Raw genomic sequence first — 19362 nt, 5'->3', positions numbered from 1 at the left:
GGGACAAGCCTTGTCTTTTATCCCCACGTTGTGCGGCGCGGCACGCGACACGACCCGCGTCGCGCCGGCTGGGCAGCGGCTGGGCGTTTATTGCCCGCTGCTCTCAAGTGCTTGGCCTGTAAGCCTTTTTCGAGACTACCCGCATACTGTCCTCAGCCTTATCCACATTTGCCGGGGACAACTCGGTGCCATCCAGTCCCCCGTTGAGCCTTTATTGACCACGCCATGCAGGTTATTGATCTGCATACGCTTTTTGCACCTGCCCTCAAACTGTCCTCATGCTTTTCCACAGAATGCTGGGACAAGACCCACAATCAGTTCACGCCTTGAAGACCGCTGTGCAGACATACAGCACTTTCGGGGATAACTTCGCCCAAACTGATCCAAAAGGACGATTGCGCATTGTTTGACCAGCACACGCAAGTGCTTGGCGGAGCAGGGGATTTTGACTGTGCCCCAATACTGTCCTCAGCCTTCTCCACAGATGGCGGGGATAAGTATTTATGGCGTCGAGGGCGCGGGCGGTAGTACGTGTCGCAAACCCCCCGGTCAAGCCGGACCCGTCCGCGATTCCACATCCATCGCAGCCGGCCATTCGACCTTCGGCGCCAGACGAAGCGCCAGGTTGTGGGAGGGCACTTCGTTAGGGTCGTTGAACTCTCGTACCGGTGGCACGGCGTCGACCCCGTACTGCATGTAGGCGCGCACGTAATCCCAGGAACTGCCTTCGTCCTGGTAGACGCTTAAAGGAAACCGGTCGATGACGTGGTTTGTGCCGGGCTTGACGACGGCCACGGATACGCCCCACGAAATCATCAAGCCGCCTTGCCCGGTGGCCCCCCGTTGCCGCCAGACTTCGGCACGCAGGTCGGCCCAATCGTAGGATTTCGTAGTGACCTGCCATTTCGCGAATGGATTCCACCAGATCTGTTCAAAGCTGTATACGTATACGGTTCGGCGTAAACGATTAAAACGAACCGGCTCGTCGCGCGGGATGGCGGTGTCTATGCGTATGCAGAGGTATGCCATGGCGCCGGTCATGATGCCCGGTGCCAGGATTTGCAACGAGAAGACGATGCCGTGCTCCCAGCTGCTACAGGCCATAGCCAGCACAGCTAAGGTGAAGCAGATTGGAAAGATGGCGAAGAACATTAATAGCCCGCGCATTTTTGTAGAGCGACGGGAAATCTCCAGATAGGCGTCGTTGAGCGCGTTGAGTGTAGGGGCATGATGGGGCTGGACTTCAGCGCGCTCGCCGTCCATGGGGGCGGCTAAATCGCATTGCCACCCCCGATATGGTCTATCAAGTAAAGGTCTTTGGTTTGCCATAATTCCGGTTCTGAAAAAAGGGGGCGACTAGGGGCCTATGCACATAGCGAGTCGCGCACGTTATCGAAGAGTGGTTAGCACCAGCTCTGCAAACAATTCGGGCTGAGTTTTGTCGGGCCAGTATTTCGCCTTGACGGTTGCGGACTCAATGTCCCGTTCCAGAAAAGCCAGAATGAGAGTTCCGGCAATCAACGGATTCATAGACGTCGGCATACGCGCGGCGTTGGCATCTACGTGGTAGCTCGGGCGCTTCTGGGGCCGAGACAATTGCACCGACGCCGAAGCGTTGCACTGTTCAACAACGGCGATGTGGTTGCCGTCGTAACTTTTTAAGCTCACGTGCATCGTGTACGCAGAGAGTCCTGGATCCCACGCGGGAAGTCGAATGCGGTATACAAGCGCTTGCGACCAGATCGGCTCTACGCTGGAGATATCCAGTGTTGGCTGGGGGTTGTTAACGAACTCTGCCGCCACATCCAGGCCCAAAATTGCTGCGTTCAGCGCGCCGATGGCCGTGTATTGATCGTTATTGGCCGCCTCGTTTTTGACCAATTCGGCTTCAAGGCTGGGGGAGGGCGGGACGGTGATGACAGTTTTTGCGCCATTCCACCAAACCGCGGGAGATTCGTTGTGCACTCCGAAATAGCATCTCCTGCACCACTTTTCCAACGCGGTGGACTGATGGTCTTTGGCACTTTGCGAGCTGGCGTAGGCGGCCAGGCCCAGAGCAATCGCTAAACCTAATGGTCCCATCAGTGAACTTAAGCCGTAATAAGCGGCTACGGCGCCCATCGCACCGCCTGTTAGCGCGAATCCCGCAGCCCAGCTGTAGAGACTCCTTGCGGGGAAGTCGCCGGCGCGTTGATTTCTATAAGCCGCAAAGCCGAACTGCACGGCGTCCGCTGCTCCCGACAGCGCACTGGTCACGCCACCAAACCGAATCAGTCCCTTTCCCACGGCCAGTGCATTCACCGCGTGCGCTTGCGCGATCGAGGCTTTCTCCATCGCCTGGGCCACGCTTCGTATCGCCACGCCCGTTGCTTCGATTCCGACGCCCATCACGCCCGCCGCGCTTGCGGCCACGCCAGAGACGGCTTCGCGGTATCGGCCGCCCGCCACGCGATCCAAGTCGTCCAAACTGGCCTTAAGCCCGTCCTGTTGAAAGAACAACGCGCCCATGGACAACGCCACGTCCATGTTCGCCATCCCGCGCATACCCACAAAAGCCGTATGTGCTCGTAGCTTTGCATCCGCAGCCGTGGTTCGTAGTTGCCCGACTACCGCGTGTGCCTCAGGCTCCAAACTTCCAAGGCCCACCACCACGCTGCGCCAGCCAGTGTCCATGGCGTCTGCGCCAGCGTCCGACACGGCAATTAGCTTTTCTTTCAACCCTTCTGCGTTATCCGCCACCCAGAACGTGGCTTTGAATATGTGGTTCTGAGCCGGGCCGGGCAAGGTCAGCATGCCGCTGAATATCAGCGCACGGGCCTTCTTGCCGGTCTCCTTCGCGGCCTTGTCGTATTGCTGGCGAATTTGTTGAGTGAGTAATTCCTGATACTCGCCCAGCGTCAGTTCGATCTGAACTCGCAGTAGCTGGGTGCGCTCGTATAGCAGCAGGGCGGCTTGATGAACTGTCGTCGCGACGGGCAGAAGCCGTTCTTGCGCTCGCGCTTCCAGCACCGTCATCGCGTTGATCATCGCGCCTTGCAGTTGGCCCGCCGCGTCCCTTACGGTGCTGCGTAGGTACATCTCGCCTTCTTGCGAGGCCATCACGTCTTTGATGGCGGCATACAGCTTGCCGGAATCATTGGCCTTGAAGCCTTCCGTAAAAGTGGGACGCAGGCCTTCGAGCAGGCGGGCGTTCTTGGCCAGTAGCGCCTGGTACAGAATGCTGTCGGGGTTTTCCAGCAAGGCCTTCCACAGCTGCTGCGTGGGACCAAGATCCGCGCCACCAACCGGGGGCGCTTCGCTGGGGCCGCCGTCCAGGCAGGCCGCCACCATCTTGGTGTACGCCGCTGCCGAGTGCGGATCGGTAGCCGAGTAGTCGTACCGTGCAATGCGCAGCCAGGCCAGGGATTGCAGCCATGCGACATAGCGGGCCGCCATCGTATCTATCTGTCCTTGCCGACGCTGCCACTCCTTATCGTGCATGTCCTGAAACTGCTTGCGACGCGGCTCGCTGTAGCGTTGTTCCAGGCGTTCGTGATACTCAGCCGTGATGCGCCTGGCTGCGATCTCCGTTTCTCGTGGGACATCCACCGGCGGCAAATGGGAACGCGTGCCCAGCACCGGATGGTCATTATGTTGTCGGCGGTATTCGATCTGTTTTTCGACTTCCTGTACCGCTTGCGTGTGCGCCCAGGTCTTCTCCAACTCTCTGATCTGCACCAGCGCCGCCGATGTAAAAAGCAGATACTGCCGTTCGGCATTGCCCGCCCATGCGAGCCGGTCGTTAATCAACAAATGGCGTTGTTGATTGAATTCCAACACCGCGCCCACCGGATCGGGCAACGCCAATACCGGCACACCTTGCGGCAGGCCTTGCGTCTTTGCGATGTCGTCGACGTAATCATTTATCGGCACAAACCTGGGGGTACGTGTACGCACCGCATGCCGGCTGCCGAAATCTTCCCCGTCGTAACGGTATTCCCACACGTGATCGGTCAGAAACCCATCGGCGAATTTCAACCCGTGCAATACCGTTTGGGGCGTTTCTCGCAACGTTGCCAGGTCCACTTTCAAGAACCGCGCGGATGGCGCCGTCTGCGCCTTGTAGGCATCCAACACCGGCTCAGGCCACCGATCTTGCGAGAACGCGATCCACGCTTCCTTGTAGGCCTTCGTGTCGACGTGTATGAACGAAGCGCGCACGTCGTGCCCTACACCCGTGCAAGCCTTGGACAAGGGGCGGGGAGTGCCCCCGGGCATTCGGTACGGATCATATTGGCGCATGTGCCCGTCGGCGGTGACTTGGTACGCGTGCCAGATTTCCTGATCCAGCAGCACATACACAAACCCTTCGCGCAGTAGGCGATAGTTGCCCGGCTGCATATCGATGCGTACGCGGTCTTGTTCGGGATCGAAGGGGGACGGCCCCGGCGGCAATGCCGCATCGCGCAGCAACAGGATCGGCATCCCGCTGCGCTCGCACGCGCGGCAAGTACCGACCGGCACCGCCATGGTTTCCAATACCGCCAGCCGAGCCTGATAGGCGAACGAACCCGCATGCGAACCCATGATGCAACTCCCCGTAAATGCCAACACGTCACGACCGCAATGCCGTCGGCATGCCGTCAAGCGTTCGGATCGGCGCGCGGCACGTTCGACAGGTACGCGCTCGCGCTGGTCCGATGTCGGAGCAATGCAACATCCGTGCCATGAAACCGAATCTTGAAAATAGACGCGCGATATCAATGGCTTGCGGCGAAATTGGCGGGCTTGTAGTGGCATGCGGTTGGTGCCATGCCCGGAAAACGCCCGCTTTTCACGAGAAATCGAGCCAGAGTTGGCTCGATTAAAAATAACCTGCGTCTTATCAACGACTTGTAGCGGGCCAGATTTGGCTCGATCGGGTCAAATCTGGCTCATCCAGTCATGCCCCGGCGCCAGCCCCCACAAACGCGGCGCAAAAAAAAGCCCCCCGACGTGTCAGGGGGCTTGATCGCCCGGAGGTAGATCGGGCGATCGGCGCCGGTGGGCGTGGCCCTGCCGGCTGCGGCGGCAATCAGGTGTTCAGTTTCTTGACCCAGTCTACGTAGCGGTCGACCCAGCCTTGCAGGAACTTGCGGGTGCCTTCGTTGGTGATCGTGTATTGGTCGTCGATCAGGCCGTCGGAATATTGCAGGAATACTTCCGGCGTGGTCAGCGCGATGGCGCCTTCGGCGGCCAGGATGTTGCGCAAGTGCTGCTGCATCATCGCCGTGCCGGCGGCGCTGGGCGATGCGCCGACGATGCCGGCGGCCTTGCCCGGCCAGGAGTTCTGGCCCCACGGGCGCGAGCCCCAGTCGATGGCGTTTTTCAACGCGGCGGGCAGCGAGCGGTTGTGTTCGGGTGACACGAAAAGCAAGCCTTGCGCGTCGGCGATCTGTTGCTTGAGCTTGGCGGCGGGGGCGGGCAGATTGTTTTCGTTGTCCTGGTTGTACAGCGGGATGTCGCCCAGGCTGACGTAGTCGAACTTGAAGTCTGCGGGAACCAGCTTTTCCAGCGCACGAGCCAATCGCAAATTGATCGAGGCGGCACGCAGGCTGCCGACGAAAACTGCAATTTTGTAGGTGCTCATGGGCAAATGCTCCAACGGGAAAGGGAAAAGCCAGTGTAGACCTGCTTGGCGACGCGCTCAATCATTGTCGCGTTATGTCTTAATGCGAGCCCCGCCGTCCTGCGGCAGAGCAGGCCAGCGGCTTGGCCGCGCGCGCCATGTCGGTGACAGCGCCGCGGCCGCGCGTCGCCCTTCAACGGGTCACACCATCAGGCTGACATGCGCCGACACCACGCGCCACCCTGCGGGCGTGCGCATCCAGGTCTGGCTTTGGCGCCCGATGCGGTCGCTGCCCTCGCGTTGGAATTCGATGTTGGTGGTGGCGAAGTCCGTGCCATACGTGGTGATGGCGGTGCGCAGGACGCGCCGTGCCAGGCCTTGCGGCGAGCGTCCGGCGCGGAATTCGCGGATGGCCTCATAGCCGTACAGATTTTCGCCGGCGCCGTAGCGCAAGGTGTGGGGGCTGTTCCAGAACAGCGTGTCCAGTTCCTGTACGTCGTTGGTCACCAGCGCGGTTTCGTAGCGCTCGAAAGCGGCGGTGACCTCGGCCACGACGTCCGGCAAATTGATGTCCATCTCTGTTTCTCCGCATGCACCGGCATGGTGCGTTGTGTAGGGGTAATCACCAATATGGTGTGTGTTGCGGTGCGCAAATTTCGGCGCGCAACGCGTTGATGTCGTTCACGCCAGGGGAATGCTGCACCGCAAGGCTGGCACGGGGATTGCTAGGGTTAACACTGCATAACAAGCTACACCGTTGCCCAGGAGTTCCGTCATGTCCAGTTCCGCTGTTTCCGCCCCGGTCACCATGCTGGTCACGCGCCATATCGCGCCCGAACGCTATAGCGATTTTCTGTCCTGGATGCGCCAGGGCGAAATCCTGGCGGCGGGGTTTCCCGGATTTTTGGGATCGGGAGTGCTGCAACCGCCTGAAGGGGGCGATCAGTACCAGATCGTGCTGCGCTTCACCGACGAGGCGAGCCTGTTGCGGTGGGAAAAATCCTTGCCGCGCCGCATGTGGCTGGAACGCGGGGCGAACCTGGTGCGGGCCAGCCATGAACACCGCGTCAAAGGCACGGACGGCTGGTTTGCGCCGAAGGCCGCCAGCGCGCCGCCGCGCTGGAAGCAAGCGGTGAGCATCTGGCTGGCGTACTTTCCGGTGCTGCTGGTGTTCTCGATTCTGGTCAGCGAGCATCTGAGCGCGCTGCCGGTGTTCTGGCGCGTCTTGATCACAAGCGTGATATTGACGCCGATTATGGTGTTCATCTGCATACCGGTGATTTCTCGGGTGCTGCAACGGTGGCTGCGGGCGGGGTGATGCCTTGTGCCCGTCACGCCGCCTTGGCGGGACGGGTGGAATACAAGCGGTGCAGCGTGATCTTTCGCACCGCGCTTTGGCTGTCGCGGATATGCGCTTGCAGCAGCTGCGCAGCGGCGGCACCGTCGCGGGCCAGCACGGCGCGCAGGATGGCGCCGTGTTCTTCATAAGTGTTGTCGATGCGGTCTTGCAGCGTGAAGTCCAGGCGACGCACGATGCGGATGCGCTCGGTGGCCGCGCGATGCACGCGTGCAATCTCCGGGTTGCCGGCAGCCGCCACCAAGTCGATATGAAAGCGTTCGTCCAGGTCGGCCAGCCATTCGCCGTCGCTGGACCGGTCGCTTGGCGCGACCAGCCAGGTGTCGGCCAATGATTGCAGCGCGCGCAGCGGATCGGGGCCCTGGGCCGGCAAACACAAGGCATGGACCGCGGCGGTTTCCAGCACGCTGCGCAGTTCGTAGAAGTGGTCCAGCGTATTGAAGTCCAACGGCTTGACCAGCCAGCCGTTGCGTTGCCGAACCTCCAGATAGCCTTCACGCTCCAGCCGGAACAGCGCTTCGCGCACCGGCGTGCGGCTCACTTGCAGCCGGTCCGCGATTTCGGTTTCGGTAAAGCGATCGCCCGGCGCCAGCCGGAAATCCAGGATGTCCCGTTTCAATGCACCGTAGGCGGTGTCGGCCAGGGTGCGGGGCATGTCGATGGCGGCGAATGCGGATTCCATAACGGGCCTTGGATGTCGAGTGGTGGGACGGTCGGACGGTGGCGGAAGGCGATGAAAAGAAATCTCAGACCGGGCGCACGCGCGCCGCGCCGGCGTGTTCCAGCGCGTAGGCGGCGGCCAGGCAATCGGCTTCGCGCCAAGGCGCGCCGATCAATTGCACGCCCAGTGGCAAGTGGCCGTCGTGTTCGGTCTCGGGCCAGGTGGGCGCGGTGCAGACGGGCAGGCCGATACATGAGATGGGTTGCGTCAGCAGCCCCATGCTGGCTCGCGCGGGCAGTTCCTTGCCGGCCAGCGTCAGCCAGTCGGTGCCGATGGGCGTGGCGGACACGGGCGTGGCGGGCGCGATCAGCACGTCGTACTGGTCGAACAGCGCCATGGCCTCGCGGTAGACGCGGTGGCGGATGCGTTGCGCCTGCTGCACCCACGCGGCGGGCACCAGGCTGCCGGCGACCAGGCGGTCGCGCGAATAGGGTTCGTAGTAGTCGTAATGCGTGACCAGCTTGCGCCGATGCAGCGCGCCGCCTTCGGCCGCCGTGATGATGAAGGCCGCGGCGCGCGCTTGCGTGGCGCCGGGCATGTCGACGATGGCGGTGGCGTCCAGCGCGCGCGCGGCGATCTCGACGGCGCGGCGGGCTTGTGGGCCCGCCCAGTCGGCAAAGTAGCCGCCCAGCACGGCCACGCGCAATTTGCGCGCGCCCGAGGCTAGCGTGGGCAACACGGGGTCCACGGCATGCTGCGCGCAGGCGGCATCGTCCGGGTCCGGGCCTTGCAACGCATCGTAGGCGGCGGCCAGGTCGCTGGCGCTGGCGGCAAAGGGGCCCAGGTGGTCCAGGCTGCCGACAAACGGAAACGACCCCGTGCGCGGCAGGCGGCCATAGGTGGGTTTCAAGCCGAAGACGCCGCACAGCGAGGCCGGCACGCGGATGGATCCGTTGGTGTCCGACCCCAGGGTCAGCGGCACCAGCCCGCCCGCCACGGCGGCCGCGCTGCCGCCCGAGGACCCGCCTGCGATGCGGCTGGTGTCGTGCGGGTTGCGGCAAGGGCCGTAATGCGTGTTTTCGGTGGTGAAGCCGTAGGCGTGTTCGTCCATGTTCAAGGCGCCGATCAGGACCGCGCCGGCGTCCCGCATCCGCGCGACCAGTCGTCCGTCTTGCGCGGCGGGCGGATTGGCGGCGTTGACGCGACCGCCTGCCAAGGTCACTTCATCAGCGATGTCGAACAGGTTTTTCACGGCGTAGGGCACGCCTGCCAGCGGCGGCAATGCTTCGCCACGCGCGCGGCGCGCGTCGATGGCGGCGGCTTCCTGGCGCGCGCGGGCTTCGGTCACGGCGGTAAAGCAGTTGTACGCGGGGTCGCGTTCGCGCACGCGGGCCAAGGTGGCGTCCAACACCGCCAGGGCGCTGCGTTCACCGCTGGCGACCTGGCGGGCGATGTCGATGGCGGGGCCGCTCACGGACGGAACACCGATGCGGATTCCAGTTCGACGGGCAGGGGCTCGTCGACGAAGCTGGCCGCAATGTCATGAATGCGCGAAAACTGTTGCACGACTTCGGCCGTGGCGGCCTCGCGCAAGGCGTAGCCCGACAGCGCCAAGGCGCTGCGCACATAGTGGTCGATGGTTTCCTGGGTCATGGCGGATGCTCCGATAGACGCGTTGGGGGGGGGCTGAAGATGTTTGCCTGCGCAGTCGCGGTGGTGACCGGCTTACCGGCGCACCTCGCGCTGGAAAATCTCCAGGCTCAGTTTCTTCATCTGAATAAAGCTGGGCTCGGACAGCGTATCCACCGTGCGCGGGCGGGCGTCCGTGTAGTCCAGGATCTCGGCCACGCGGGTGGGGCGCTTGGTCAGCAGCAGCACTTGGTCAGCCAGGTACACGGCTTCTTCCAGATCGTGCGACACCAGCAACATCGTGGTGCCCGTTTGCAGAAACACTTCTTGCAGCTTTTCGCGGATGAACAGCGTCATCTCGAAGTCCAGCGCAGAGAAGGGTTCGTCAAGAAACAGCACCTCGGGTCCGGGGGCCAGCGCGCGCATGATGGACGCCGTCTGCTGCTGCCCGCCACTGAGTTCGTACGGGTAGCGCTTGAGGTCGAACTTGACGTCGAACGAGGCGACCAGCTCTTCCACGCGCGCATCCACTTCGGCCTTGCTGCGGCCTTCCAGACGCAGCGGGTAGGCAATGTTGTCAATGGTGCGCAGCCACGGGAACATGGCTTCGCGGTAGTTCTGGAATACGTAGCCGATCTTGGTTTGCGCCAGGGACTTTCCGTCGAACAGGATCTCGCCTGAATCGATGGGAATGAGGCCCGCGATCATGTTGATCAGCGTGGACTTGCCGCAGCCGTTGGGGCCGAAGACCGACACGATCTTGCCCTTGGGGATGTCCAGGTTGAAGTCTTCGTATAGCGGCCAGCCCGCGAAGTACTTGGTCAGGCCACGGATGGTGATGTGCGTGCCCAAGGGGCCGGGCGCGAACGGCGCGGCGGCGGGGGCAGGGGCGATGATGGGGTTGATGACGGTGGACATTTATCGGCCGCTCCAATGGACCACGCGCTTTTCCAGCACAAGAAAAATAATGTTCAGCACATAGCCCAACGCGCCGGCCGCCAGGATGGCCGCGTACATCTCGCGCACGTTCAGCACCTGCTGCGCGTTGATGATGCGATTGCCCAGGCCGCTGTCGGACCCGATGAACATTTCCGCCACGATCACGATCACCAGCGCCATCGACACGCCGCTGCGCAGGCCGACGAACGTGGGTTGCAGGCTTTCCCAGATCAGCACGTCCTTGAAGATCTGCCAGCGCGATGCGCCCATCACGCGGGCCGCCATCACGCGCTGCTTGCGTGCGTTGATGACGCCATAGGCACTGTTGAACAGAATCACCAGCACGGCGGCGAACGCGGCGATGGCGATCTTGTTCATGTCGGTGACGCCAAAGATCATCAGGAACAGCGGGATCAGCGCGGACGACGGCGTCGACCGAAAGAAGTCCACCAGGAACTCCACGCTGCGATACGCCTTTTCATTGCTGCCCAGCAGCACGCCCAGCGGCACGCCGATGACGCCGGCGATCACGAAGGCTTGCAGCGTGCGGTTCAGCGACGACAGGAAGTCCCACAGCAGCGGCCCGCCGGCCAGCCCCTTGACCAAGGCCACGATGGTGGCGCTGGGCGTGGGCAGCAGCACGGGGCTGACCAGTTGCAGTCGCACCACCAGGTCCCAGATCACGAAAAGCGCCAGGGGGCCGATCAGCGGCAGAAAGCGTGCGCCGTTGAACTTGCGCGGCGGCTGCCTGGTGGGGGCGGAGGGGGTGGTCATGGAGGTCGGTGCCTTTGTCGCGGTCGCGGTCGCGCTTGCGGGCACGGTTGAGGTTGCGGAAGTCGCGGTCGTGGCTGTCATGGGTCAGCCCTTGTAAAGCATGGTCGACACGTCGACCTTTTGCGCGAAGATGCCCTTCTCGGTGAACAGGTCGAAGAACTTCTGGAAGTACTGGATGTCGCTGGGCGTGAACTCGTTGTAGAGCGTGTAGGCGGCCAGCGGCACTTCTTCGGTCATGGGGCCTTCGATGGCGGTGTAGCCCTTCATGAAGGGGCGCGCCTCGGCCGGCTTGGTGCGGATCAGTTCGATGCCGCGCGCGTAGGCCGCGATGAATTTCTTGCTTTCTTCCGGATGCTTTTTCAGGAACGCGGTGGTCAGCGAAGCCGACCCGCCAAACCACGGCGCCATCGGATCGCCCAGCACGTACTTGGCGATCACGCCTGTTTCCAGCACGCGCGTGGTGCCGTTCAAGCGGCCCACCGTGCCCGTGGGTTCCAGCGTGTAGCACGCATCCAACTGGCCGGCGGCAACCGCGGCCACGTGCTGGCTGATTGCCAACTCGACCACGGTTGCTCCGGTTGCGCCGGCGCGCTCCAGTACTGCTTTGGCCAGCGTGGCGTTCTGGATGCCGGGTCCAGATCCGACCTTTTTCCCCTTGAGGTCTGCTATGGATTTGATGGGACTATCTTTCGCGACGATGAACTCATCCAGCACGTTCTTGGCGTTGCTGGGGTTGGACGCAAAAATCTTGAACAAGCCGGGCGAGGCGATTTCGCCGATGGCCAGGTTGGCCGAGCCGGTACCGTTGGCGCTACCGTCCGCGCGACCGGCCAGCATGGCTTCCATGACCTGCTGCGCGCCCGCGAACTTCAGCGGCTCGACATTCAGGCCCGCTTCCTTGAAGTAGCCTTTTTCGACGGCCGCGTAGAACGGCAGGCCGGCGGCCACCGGCCAGAAGCCGATGCGGATCACCGGGCCCGACTGGGCGCGCACCAGCGCGGGCGCGGCCAGCGTCGCGGCGCCCAGGGCAGCGCCCTGGATCAGGCGGCGGCGGGTGGCGTTGAAGGCGAAAGGCGCATTGCGGTTGATCATGAAGGCTCCTGGAGGGCTTGCTGTGAAAGGTGTTGCGACGCTTGCCTTGTAGACAAGCTTGCATACCAGTCATCAAGCAAAACCCGTGCCAGGTTTGCCGGGGTGGGGTTAGCCCTGGGCGGCGCGCGCGGCGGCCTCGCGCTGGTGCCGCGCGTGAACCATTTTGGTGCATGACGCACCACTGAAGGGGACAGTTCGAACGCCGGGCGGGGCGTCGGCAGGCTGGCGGACGCGGCGGCGTCAGCCCACCAGACGGTTGGCCAGCGGTTCTGCGCGCGCCCAACGGCGCAGGTTGTCCACGAACAGGCCGCGCACGCGCGCGCGATTGCCGTTCGAGAAACCCGCGCTGTGCGGCGTCACGATGACGTTGTCCAAACCCCATAGCGGGGACTCCGGCGGCAGCGGTTCTTGCTGGAACACGTCCAGGAACGCGCCGCCCAGTCGGCGCGCCGACAAGGCGTCGATCAAGGCCGCTTCATCAATGACGTGGCCGCGCGCCACGTTGACGACCGACGCGTGCGCGGGCAGGGCGGCCAACGCCTGCTGGTCGATCAGCCCACGCGTGGCCGGCGTCAGCGGGCAGGCAAGCACCAGCCAGTCGGCCGGTGGCAGCAGGCTGCGCAGGTCGGCATAGGTGACGGTGTGGCGCGCTTGTGGCACGGGCATGGCGGAATGGCGCACCACCGACAGCGTCAGCCCCAGCGCGCCCAGCAGCGCGCCAATGCGTTGGCCGATGCCGCCCCAGCCCACCACCACGGCGTGTTGCCCAGCCAGATCGCGTGGCGTGCGATCGCCCAACAGAGGCCGCCACGCGTGTTCGCGCTGATCGGCGGCCAGCAGGGGCAGGCGGCGCGCCAAGGCCAGCACGCCGGCGATGGCGGTTTGCGCAACCACGGCGTCGGTCGCGCCTTGTGACGTGGTGATGGCGACGCCGCGCGCGTGCAGTTGCTGATAGATGTCGCGGTCCGCGCCGGCCGAGTGCACATGGACCCATTGCAGCTCAGGCGCGGACAGCAGCGCGTCATAGTAACGCGCCGTGTCGGGCGTGATCTGGAACTTGGTGGACGCGCCGGTGATGTCGCGCGAAATAAACGCGACGTGCGCGGGGCACGGCTCGCCGGGCTGCGGGTGGCAGAGCGCGATGCGCGGTGCATCAACGCTGGCAAGCGCCTGGCGCAGCGCGCCCGCCTCGGCGGGCGAACAAAGGATGCGGATCTCGTCGTGCGGCATGGATGGCTCGGTGGTGACGCAGTGGGCGGCTGCTGGGGGGCTACTTAGGGGCGAATGCTTTAGGGCGAATGCTTAAGGGCGAGTGCTAAGGGCGGCTGCTTGGAGATGTACCTGCTTAGGCGTGCTGCTTACGCATGCTGCTTAGTTGGCGGCCGGTTGGAACTTGCGCACCAGCGCGGCCCACTTGTCGTGTTCCGCGCGGATGAACGTGGAGAACTGCGCGGGCGTTCCACCCACGGGCTCGGCGCCTTCATGCAGCATCTGCGCCTTCAGCGAGGGCAGGGCGGCGTTGACTTCGCGGTTGATCACGGTGACCACCTCGGGCGGCGTGCCTTTCGGGCCGAAGAAGCCAAACCATGACCCGGCATCAAAGCCCGGATAGCCGGACTCGGCAATGGTGGGCAACTCGGGCAGGGTCGCCGACCGTTGCAGCGTGCTGACGGCCAGCGGGCGCAGCTTGCCCGCGCGTATCTGCCCGATCACCGACGGAATGGTGGCGAACATGAAGTCGATGCGTCCGGCCAGCAGGTCGTTGACCGCGTCGGCCCCCTTGTACGGCACGTGCGTGGCCTGCACCCCCAGTTGGTCCATCAACATATAGCTGGACAAGTGCGACGACGTGCCCACGCCGGTAGAGCTGTAGTTCAAGTGCTGCGCCTTTTTGACGTAAGCCAGAAAGCTCTTGATGTCCTTGGCGGGCGAGGACGGCGGCACGACCAGCACGTTGGGCACGGTGGCGATCTGCACCATCGGCACCAGGTCGGTCAAGGGGTCGAACGACAGTTTGGCCAGCGACGCATTCACCGCGATGGGGCCCACGGAATTGACGATCAGCGTGTGCCCGTCGGGCGCCGCGCGCACCACGAACTCGGTACCGATGTTGCCGCCCGCGCCCGGTTTGTTTTCCACCACGAACGGTTGCTCCAGCTTCTTGGACAGCGCGTTGGACATGCTGCGCGTCAGCGTGTCGGTGGTGCCGCCGGCGGTGAACGCCACGATCACTTTCACAGGCTTGTCGGGGTAGTCGGCGGCCATGGCGGGCGGCGCGGTACAGGCGCAGGCCGCCGCTGCGGCGGCGAGCAGGGCTCGGGCAGTATTCATCGTTGTCTCCGTCCGTGGTTGTCGTTTGGATAGGTCGGCGCCGTGCCGCCACGTCGGCCGGCGCCATTGAAATGCAAGATCGAATGCAGGACTCAATGCAGGAATCCGTCGTCGCTCAGGACGCCGGGGTCAATCCCGAAAGCCGGGGTCGATGCGGTCCAGCTTGCGCAGCAGGGCCGGCCATTCCATGACGCCGTAAGGGCGCCGCGTGCCAGGCTGATAGTTGTTCCAGGTTTCTTCCAGCACGGCGGGGCTGACCTGGCGCAGCGGCGAGCCCGTGGCCATGGCCGCCAATTGGGCGCGGCAAGCCAGCTCCAGCCGATGCATCCAGTTAAAGGCCTCGCCCACCGTGCGGCCCACCGTCAGCGCGCCATGGTTGCGCAGGATCAACGCTTCGCCCTGACCCAGGTCCTGCAACAGGGATTGCTGCTCTTGCAGGTCCAGCACCACGCCCTGGTAGTCGTGATAGCCAATCTTCAAAAAGCGCATGGCCGTCTGCGTCAATGGCAGCAGCCCGCAGTCCAGCGAGGCCACAGCCATCGACGCCCAGCTGTGCGTGTGGATCACGCAGTCCACGTCATGGCGCGCGGCGTGCACCGCGCTGTGGATCACGTAGCCGGCCTTGTTGATGCCGTAGTGCATGTCGCCAAAGTCCGGCTTGGCCAGGATGGTGCCGTCCAGGTCCACCTTGATCAGGCTGGACGCCGTGATCTCTTCGTACATCATCCCGTAGGGGTTGATGAGGAACGCATTGTCTTCGCCCGGCACGCGGGCCGAGATGTGGTTGGCCATCATGTCGGCCATGCCGTAAAGCTCGACCAGCCGGTAACAGGCGGCCAGATCGACACGGGCCTGCCATTCCTGGTCGGAACAGTGCGGCCGCATGGAAGCAATGGGAAGCGTGCCCGGGCGTCGGGAGTCAGTGGTCATCAGCTTTGCAGAGGTCCGTTGCCGCGGCACCATGCCACGGCGTTCACCAATGCAATGTATGCGTGTGACCTGGCGCGGCCTAGCCCTGCGCCCGGCATGGGGGCATCACGAATCCAGAAGGGTGGCGCCGGGCCAGCCGCCGTGGCGCACCTGCGCACGCATCACGTCCACCAGCACCACGCGCGCGGCCAGCGCGGCGGGCGATAGTTCTTCGTCGTTGATGCAGTAGACGGCGTTGCGGCGGTACAGGAAGGGGTCGTCGATGGGGTGCATGTTCAACAGCCCGGCCTCGGCCCGCGCCACGGCGGCGCCCGGCTGGATGGTGGCGATGGGGTTGGCCTGCACCAGGTCCATCAAGGTCGTCAGCCCGTCCACTTCCACCGCCACCCAGGGCTCGATGCCGACGCGTTCGAAGGCGGCTTCTACCCAGGCGCGCAGGCCATGGGCCTTGCTGGTCACGGCCAGCGGCAGGCCGGCCAACTGGTCGATGGTGGCGGGTTCGCCGTCGGGCAAGGCGAACACGCCGCGCTGGGCCAGCAGAAACAATTTTTCGTCCAGCACCGGGATGGCGCTGCGGCCCTGGCTGCTGTCATTCTGGAACAGCACCGCCAGGTCCAGACGCCGGTTGTTCAGCTGGTCGCCCAGGTTGCCGGACAAGCCTTCGACCAGATGCAGCCGCACGTTGGGATAGCGTTCGGCCATGGCCGCGTAGAACGGCCGGGCCAACATGGATGCTGTGGTGGGCGCAAAGCCCACGCTGACCATGCCCGACAGCCGGGCCTCGCGCGCGGCGGCCACGGCGTGTTCCGCGTGCCGCAGTGTCAGCCGGGCCTGGCGCAGGAACGCGGTGCCGGCGGCGGTGGGCACCACGCCGGTGTGCGTGCGCATCAGCAAGCGCGTCGCCAATTCGCTTTCCAGTCGGCTGATCTGCTGGCTTAGCGCCGAGGCCACCACGCCCAGATCGCGCGCTGCCCGGCCGATGCTGCCAAGTTCGGCCACGCGCACGAAGTAGCGGAGTTGACGCAGTTCCATGGTCTTCAAAACGGGGACGGTAATAGCGGGATAGTAGCGGCACGCTTTGGTGGCGCGCATTTTTTTGCGCGGATGTCGTTCAAAAAAAATGTCAGGTATCTGACTTGGCGCTGAACATCAAACGAAAATTGTTTACACTCGCATCCACAAAATTGAAGTCGGAACGGCCCGCCGCGGGGGCGGACACCGTTCGAGTCACGGGAGAAAGTCGATGCGCAAGTTGTTGTTGGGGGCGGTGTTGGCCGCAGCGGTATTCGGGGGAACGGCCCACGCGGCGGCGGAACCCCGTGCTGTCGTCGCCACCTATTCGGATCTGGCGCTGGCGGGCTATGAAGATTCGCTGGCCGCCGCCAAGACGCTGCGCTCTGCCATCAACGCGCTGATCGCCAAGCCCAGCCCCGACACGCTGAAGGCCGCCCGCGAAGCCTGGCTGGCCGCGCGCGTGCCCTACCAGCAGACCGAGGCGTATCGCTTCGGCAACCCCATCGTCGACGACTGGGAAGGCCGCGTGAATGCCTGGCCGCTGGACGAAGGCCTGATCGACTATGTGGATGCCTCGTACGGCACCGACAACGACGAAAACGCCTACTACGCCGTCAACGTCATCGCCAATTCAAAGATTTCGGTCGGCGGCAAGACGGTGGACGTCAGCAAGATCACGCCGCAGCTGTTGTCCGAAGTGCTGCACGAAGCCGACGGCAACGAAGCCAACGTGGCCACCGGCTATCACGCCATCGAATTCCTGCTGTGGGGCCAGGACCTGAACGGTACCGGCCCGGCGCCGGCGGACCGCAAGGGCACGCCGCAAGAACGCCATTCGGGCAACCGCCCGCATACCGACTTCGACACCAAGCAATGCACGGGCGGCCACTGCGAACGCCGCGTGCAATTCCTGAAGGCCGTGACCGACCTGCTGGTGGCCGACCTGGAAGAAATGGTCGGCAACTGGAAGAAGGACGGCGCGGCGCGCAAGGCCGTGGAAGAAGATCCCAAGGCGGGCCTGATCGCCATGCTGACCGGCCTGGGCAGCTTGTCGTACGGCGAATTGGCCGGCGAACGCATGAAGCTGGGCCTGATGCTGCACGACCCCGAAGAAGAGCACGATTGCTTCTCGGACAACACCCACAATTCGCACTACTACGACCAGATCGGTATCCGTAACGTCTACCTGGGCACCTACACCCGCATCGACGGCAAGCAGGTCACGGGCGCCAGCCTGTCTGAACTGGTCAAGGCGCGCGATCCCAAGCTGGACGCCGAAGTGCGCGCCAAGCTGGACGCCACTGTGGCGGCCATGCAGGCCATGAAGACGCGCGCCGAAACGGTCGAAACCTACGACCAGATGATCGCGGACGGCAATAAGGAAGGCAACGCCGTGGTGCAGGCCGCCATCGACGGCTTGGTGGACCAGACCCGCAGCCTGGAACGCGTGATCACGTTGCTTGAGCTTGGCAAGGTAGCCATCGAAGGTTCCGACAGCCTGGATAAACCTGACGCCGTATTCAAGTGAAACTCGTTCTAGCCGCCGTACTGGCGGCGTCGGCCTGCGCCGCCGCCGCCGCTGCCACCGAAGTTACTGCCGGGCGTGACGACTTAACGCCCGAAGACCAAAAACGCGTCACCGCCATCACCGCGCCCACGCGCGATTTCTCCAAGGTTGAAACCTTCGAGACCATGCAGGCTGGGGCGGCAACCACCAATAAGCTGATCAACGCCGATATCTTTTCCCAGCCCTCGGCCAACATGAGCTTCGAGGGCCGCCAGGAATTTCAGGTGGGCAACGGCCTGTTCCGCAAGGACTGGGTGTCGGCGCCGGCATCGACGCAGGCCTCCGATGGCCTGGGGCCGCTGTTCAACGCGCGCTCGTGCCAGGCCTGTCACACCAAGGACGGGCGTGGCACCGTGCCAGGCTTCGACCCCCTGGAACGCACCGACGCCGTGGCGCTGCTGTTGCGCCTTGCGGTGCCGCGCGGCCCGGACCGTGGTCATCCGACGCTGGCGCCGGGCGAATTGGCCGAGTTGCCCGAACCCGTCTACGGCGTGCAATTGCAGAACTTCGCGGTGGCGGGGCTGCCGGCCGAAGGCCGCATGGAAATCGAATACGCGCCCATCGCGGTGGCATTGAACGGCGGCGAGACGGCCACGTTGATGAAGCCCACGTATCGCATCGAAAACCCGGGTTATGGCCCCCTGCGCGCCGACACGCAGATTTCGCCGCGCCTGGCGCCGCCCATGATCGGGTTGGGCTTGCTGGAATCCATACACGAAGCCGACATCCTGGCCAACGTGGGCGCGGACAAGCGCGACGGCATCGTGGGCAAGCCGAATTGGGTGACCGACGCGCGCAGCGGCAAGCGCGTGCTGGGCCGCTTCAATCTGAAGGCGGGCCAGCCCACCGTTGAACAGCAGAGCGCCGCCGCGTTCTCCAACGACATGGGCCTGTCCACGCCGCTGTTCCCGAAACATTCGGGCGATTGCACGCCCGCGCAAAAGCAGTGCCTGGATATGCCGCATGGCGCGCAGTCGCGCTTTGGTCCGGAAGAGGTGCCGGCCAAACTGATGGACTTCGTGACCATCTATTCCACCAACCTGGCGGTGCCGCAGCGCCGCGACGCCGACGACGCGCGCGTGCTGGCCGGCAAGAAGCTGTTCTACGAAGCCAACTGCGTAGCGTGTCACGTGCCCAAGTACGTGACCAGCCGCAACGCCAAGCAGCCGGAACACCGGTTCCAGCTGATCTGGCCGTACACCGACATGCTGGTGCACGACATGGGCGATGACCTGGCCGATGGCGTGTCCGACGGCCAGGCCACCGGCCGCGAGTGGCGCACGCCGCCGCTGTGGGGCATCGGCCTGACCAAGACCGTGAATCCCACGGCGACGTGGCTGCACGACGGGCGCGCCCGGACGCTGCTGGAAGCGGTGCTGTGGCATGGCGGCGCGGGCAAACCCGCGCGCGATCGCGTCGTGGCGATGACGCCGGACGAACGCGCTGATCTGATTCGTTTCCTGGAGTCGTTGTGATGGCAT

Annotated in this window: 17 protein-coding genes; 3 read left to right on the top strand and 14 right to left on the bottom strand. The window is 64.0% G+C overall.

Annotated features, from left to right (window positions below; genetic code table 11):
* Positions 1-549 precede the first annotated feature (549 nt).
* The 4 genes from DVB37_RS18605 to hpxZ all read right to left on the bottom strand — a co-directional run bounded on the left by DVB37_RS18605 (position 550) and on the right by hpxZ (position 6163).
* Positions 550-1263 carry a DUF6708 domain-containing protein gene (locus DVB37_RS18605; RefSeq protein ID WP_240433923.1) on the bottom strand — a complete coding sequence of 238 codons (714 nt, stop codon included), beginning with the start codon at positions 1261-1263 and terminating at the stop codon, positions 550-552.
* Between the two features lie 126 nt (positions 1264-1389).
* A complete protein-coding gene (locus DVB37_RS18600; RefSeq protein WP_120156408.1) occupies positions 1390-4566 on the bottom strand; it encodes a T6SS effector BTH_I2691 family protein in 3177 nt (1058 codons plus the stop codon).
* Between the two features lie 487 nt (positions 4567-5053).
* A complete protein-coding gene (locus DVB37_RS18595; protein ID WP_046804184.1) occupies positions 5054-5608 on the bottom strand; it encodes an NADPH-dependent FMN reductase in 555 nt (184 codons plus the stop codon).
* Positions 5609-5788: 180 nt separating this feature from the next.
* The gene (gene hpxZ, locus DVB37_RS18590; protein ID WP_120156407.1) at positions 5789-6163 is read right to left on the bottom strand and encodes an oxalurate catabolism protein HpxZ; all 375 of its coding nucleotides are present in this window, start codon (positions 6161-6163) and stop codon (positions 5789-5791) included.
* Positions 6164-6362: 199 nt separating this feature from the next.
* Here hpxZ and DVB37_RS18585 point away from each other — a divergent pair, with 199 nt between their 5' ends.
* Complete coding sequence (locus tag DVB37_RS18585; RefSeq protein WP_046804182.1) at positions 6363-6905, top strand: antibiotic biosynthesis monooxygenase; 543 nt, start codon at positions 6363-6365, stop codon at positions 6903-6905.
* 13 nt (positions 6906-6918) lie between these two features.
* Here DVB37_RS18585 and DVB37_RS18580 read toward each other — a convergent pair whose 3' ends face one another.
* The 10 genes from DVB37_RS18580 to DVB37_RS18535 form a co-directional block, all read right to left on the bottom strand.
* The gene (locus DVB37_RS18580; RefSeq protein WP_104144223.1) at positions 6919-7626 is read right to left on the bottom strand and encodes a GntR family transcriptional regulator; all 708 of its coding nucleotides are present in this window, start codon (positions 7624-7626) and stop codon (positions 6919-6921) included.
* A 64-nt stretch (positions 7627-7690) separates the two neighbouring features.
* Positions 7691-9079, bottom strand: coding sequence for an AtzE family amidohydrolase (locus tag DVB37_RS18575; RefSeq protein ID WP_120156406.1), 1389 nt, complete (start codon positions 9077-9079; stop codon positions 7691-7693).
* The gene (locus tag DVB37_RS18570; RefSeq protein WP_046804179.1) at positions 9076-9258 is read right to left on the bottom strand and encodes a DUF4089 domain-containing protein; all 183 of its coding nucleotides are present in this window, start codon (positions 9256-9258) and stop codon (positions 9076-9078) included. The genes DVB37_RS18575 and DVB37_RS18570 overlap by 4 nt, the downstream gene beginning before the upstream one ends.
* A 72-nt stretch (positions 9259-9330) precedes the next feature.
* On the bottom strand, positions 9331-10152 hold the full coding sequence (locus tag DVB37_RS18565) for an ABC transporter ATP-binding protein (RefSeq protein WP_046804178.1): 822 nt from the start codon (positions 10150-10152) through the stop codon (positions 9331-9333).
* Positions 10153-10947, bottom strand: coding sequence for an ABC transporter permease (locus DVB37_RS18560; RefSeq protein ID WP_120156405.1), 795 nt, complete (start codon positions 10945-10947; stop codon positions 10153-10155). It lies immediately after the preceding gene.
* 84 nt (positions 10948-11031) lie between these two features.
* The gene (locus DVB37_RS18555; protein WP_046804176.1) at positions 11032-12039 is read right to left on the bottom strand and encodes an ABC transporter substrate-binding protein; all 1008 of its coding nucleotides are present in this window, start codon (positions 12037-12039) and stop codon (positions 11032-11034) included.
* Between the two features lie 240 nt (positions 12040-12279).
* Complete coding sequence (locus tag DVB37_RS18550; RefSeq protein ID WP_120156404.1) at positions 12280-13269, bottom strand: NAD(P)-dependent oxidoreductase; 990 nt, start codon at positions 13267-13269, stop codon at positions 12280-12282.
* A gap of 141 nt (positions 13270-13410) precedes the next feature.
* Positions 13411-14370 carry a tripartite tricarboxylate transporter substrate binding protein gene (locus DVB37_RS18545; RefSeq protein ID WP_120156403.1) on the bottom strand — a complete coding sequence of 320 codons (960 nt, stop codon included), beginning with the start codon at positions 14368-14370 and terminating at the stop codon, positions 13411-13413.
* Positions 14371-14499: 129 nt separating this feature from the next.
* Positions 14500-15300: a class II aldolase/adducin family protein gene (locus tag DVB37_RS18540; RefSeq protein WP_104144226.1), complete on the bottom strand. Its 801-nt coding sequence runs from the start codon at positions 15298-15300 to the stop codon at positions 14500-14502.
* A 105-nt stretch (positions 15301-15405) separates the two neighbouring features.
* A complete protein-coding gene (locus DVB37_RS18535) occupies positions 15406-16332 on the bottom strand; it encodes a LysR family transcriptional regulator (RefSeq protein ID WP_046804208.1) in 927 nt (308 codons plus the stop codon).
* Positions 16333-16543: 211 nt separating this feature from the next.
* Here DVB37_RS18535 and DVB37_RS18530 point away from each other — a divergent pair, with 211 nt between their 5' ends.
* Both DVB37_RS18530 and DVB37_RS18525 read left to right on the top strand, forming a co-directional pair.
* Positions 16544-17842 (top strand): imelysin family protein, encoded by a 1299-nt coding sequence (locus DVB37_RS18530; RefSeq protein WP_120156402.1) that lies wholly within the window; start codon positions 16544-16546, stop codon positions 17840-17842.
* Entirely contained in the window at positions 17839-19356 is a 1518-nt protein-coding gene (locus tag DVB37_RS18525; protein ID WP_162941243.1) for a di-heme oxidoredictase family protein, read from the top strand. Before DVB37_RS18530 ends, DVB37_RS18525 begins: the two co-directional genes overlap by 4 nt.
* Positions 19357-19362 lie beyond the last annotated feature (6 nt).

It is taken from the genome of Achromobacter sp. B7, assembly GCF_003600685.1.
GTDB classification, from domain to species: Bacteria; Pseudomonadota; Gammaproteobacteria; order Burkholderiales; family Burkholderiaceae_B; genus Achromobacter; species Achromobacter spanius_B.
Note: the sequence above shows the minus strand (reverse complement) of the source record. Positions and strands in the feature narration are given on the sequence as shown.

Bases quoted from the DNA above. Each gene is read 5' to 3' on its own strand.
- DVB37_RS18605 (WP_240433923.1), bottom strand. From the start codon at position 1,263: ATGGACGGCGAGCGCGCTGAAGTCCAGCCCCATCATGCCCCTACACTC.
- DVB37_RS18600 (WP_120156408.1), bottom strand. From the start codon at position 4,566: ATGGGTTCGCATGCGGGTTCGTTCGCCTATCAGGCTCGGCTGGCGGTA.
- DVB37_RS18595 (WP_046804184.1), bottom strand. From the start codon at position 5,608: ATGAGCACCTACAAAATTGCAGTTTTCGTCGGCAGCCTGCGTGCCGCC.
- hpxZ (WP_120156407.1), bottom strand. From the start codon at position 6,163: ATGGACATCAATTTGCCGGACGTCGTGGCCGAGGTCACCGCCGCTTTC.
- DVB37_RS18585 (WP_046804182.1), top strand. From the start codon at position 6,363: ATGTCCAGTTCCGCTGTTTCCGCCCCGGTCACCATGCTGGTCACGCGC.
- DVB37_RS18580 (WP_104144223.1), bottom strand. From the start codon at position 7,626: ATGGAATCCGCATTCGCCGCCATCGACATGCCCCGCACCCTGGCCGAC.
- DVB37_RS18570 (WP_046804179.1), bottom strand. From the start codon at position 9,258: ATGACCCAGGAAACCATCGACCACTATGTGCGCAGCGCCTTGGCGCTG.
- DVB37_RS18565 (WP_046804178.1), bottom strand. From the start codon at position 10,152: ATGTCCACCGTCATCAACCCCATCATCGCCCCTGCCCCCGCCGCCGCG.
- DVB37_RS18560 (WP_120156405.1), bottom strand. From the start codon at position 10,947: ATGACCACCCCCTCCGCCCCCACCAGGCAGCCGCCGCGCAAGTTCAAC.
- DVB37_RS18555 (WP_046804176.1), bottom strand. From the start codon at position 12,039: ATGATCAACCGCAATGCGCCTTTCGCCTTCAACGCCACCCGCCGCCGC.
- DVB37_RS18550 (WP_120156404.1), bottom strand. From the start codon at position 13,269: ATGCCGCACGACGAGATCCGCATCCTTTGTTCGCCCGCCGAGGCGGGC.
- DVB37_RS18545 (WP_120156403.1), bottom strand. From the start codon at position 14,370: ATGAATACTGCCCGAGCCCTGCTCGCCGCCGCAGCGGCGGCCTGCGCC.
- DVB37_RS18540 (WP_104144226.1), bottom strand. From the start codon at position 15,300: ATGACCACTGACTCCCGACGCCCGGGCACGCTTCCCATTGCTTCCATG.
- DVB37_RS18535 (WP_046804208.1), bottom strand. From the start codon at position 16,332: ATGGAACTGCGTCAACTCCGCTACTTCGTGCGCGTGGCCGAACTTGGC.
- DVB37_RS18530 (WP_120156402.1), top strand. From the start codon at position 16,544: ATGCGCAAGTTGTTGTTGGGGGCGGTGTTGGCCGCAGCGGTATTCGGG.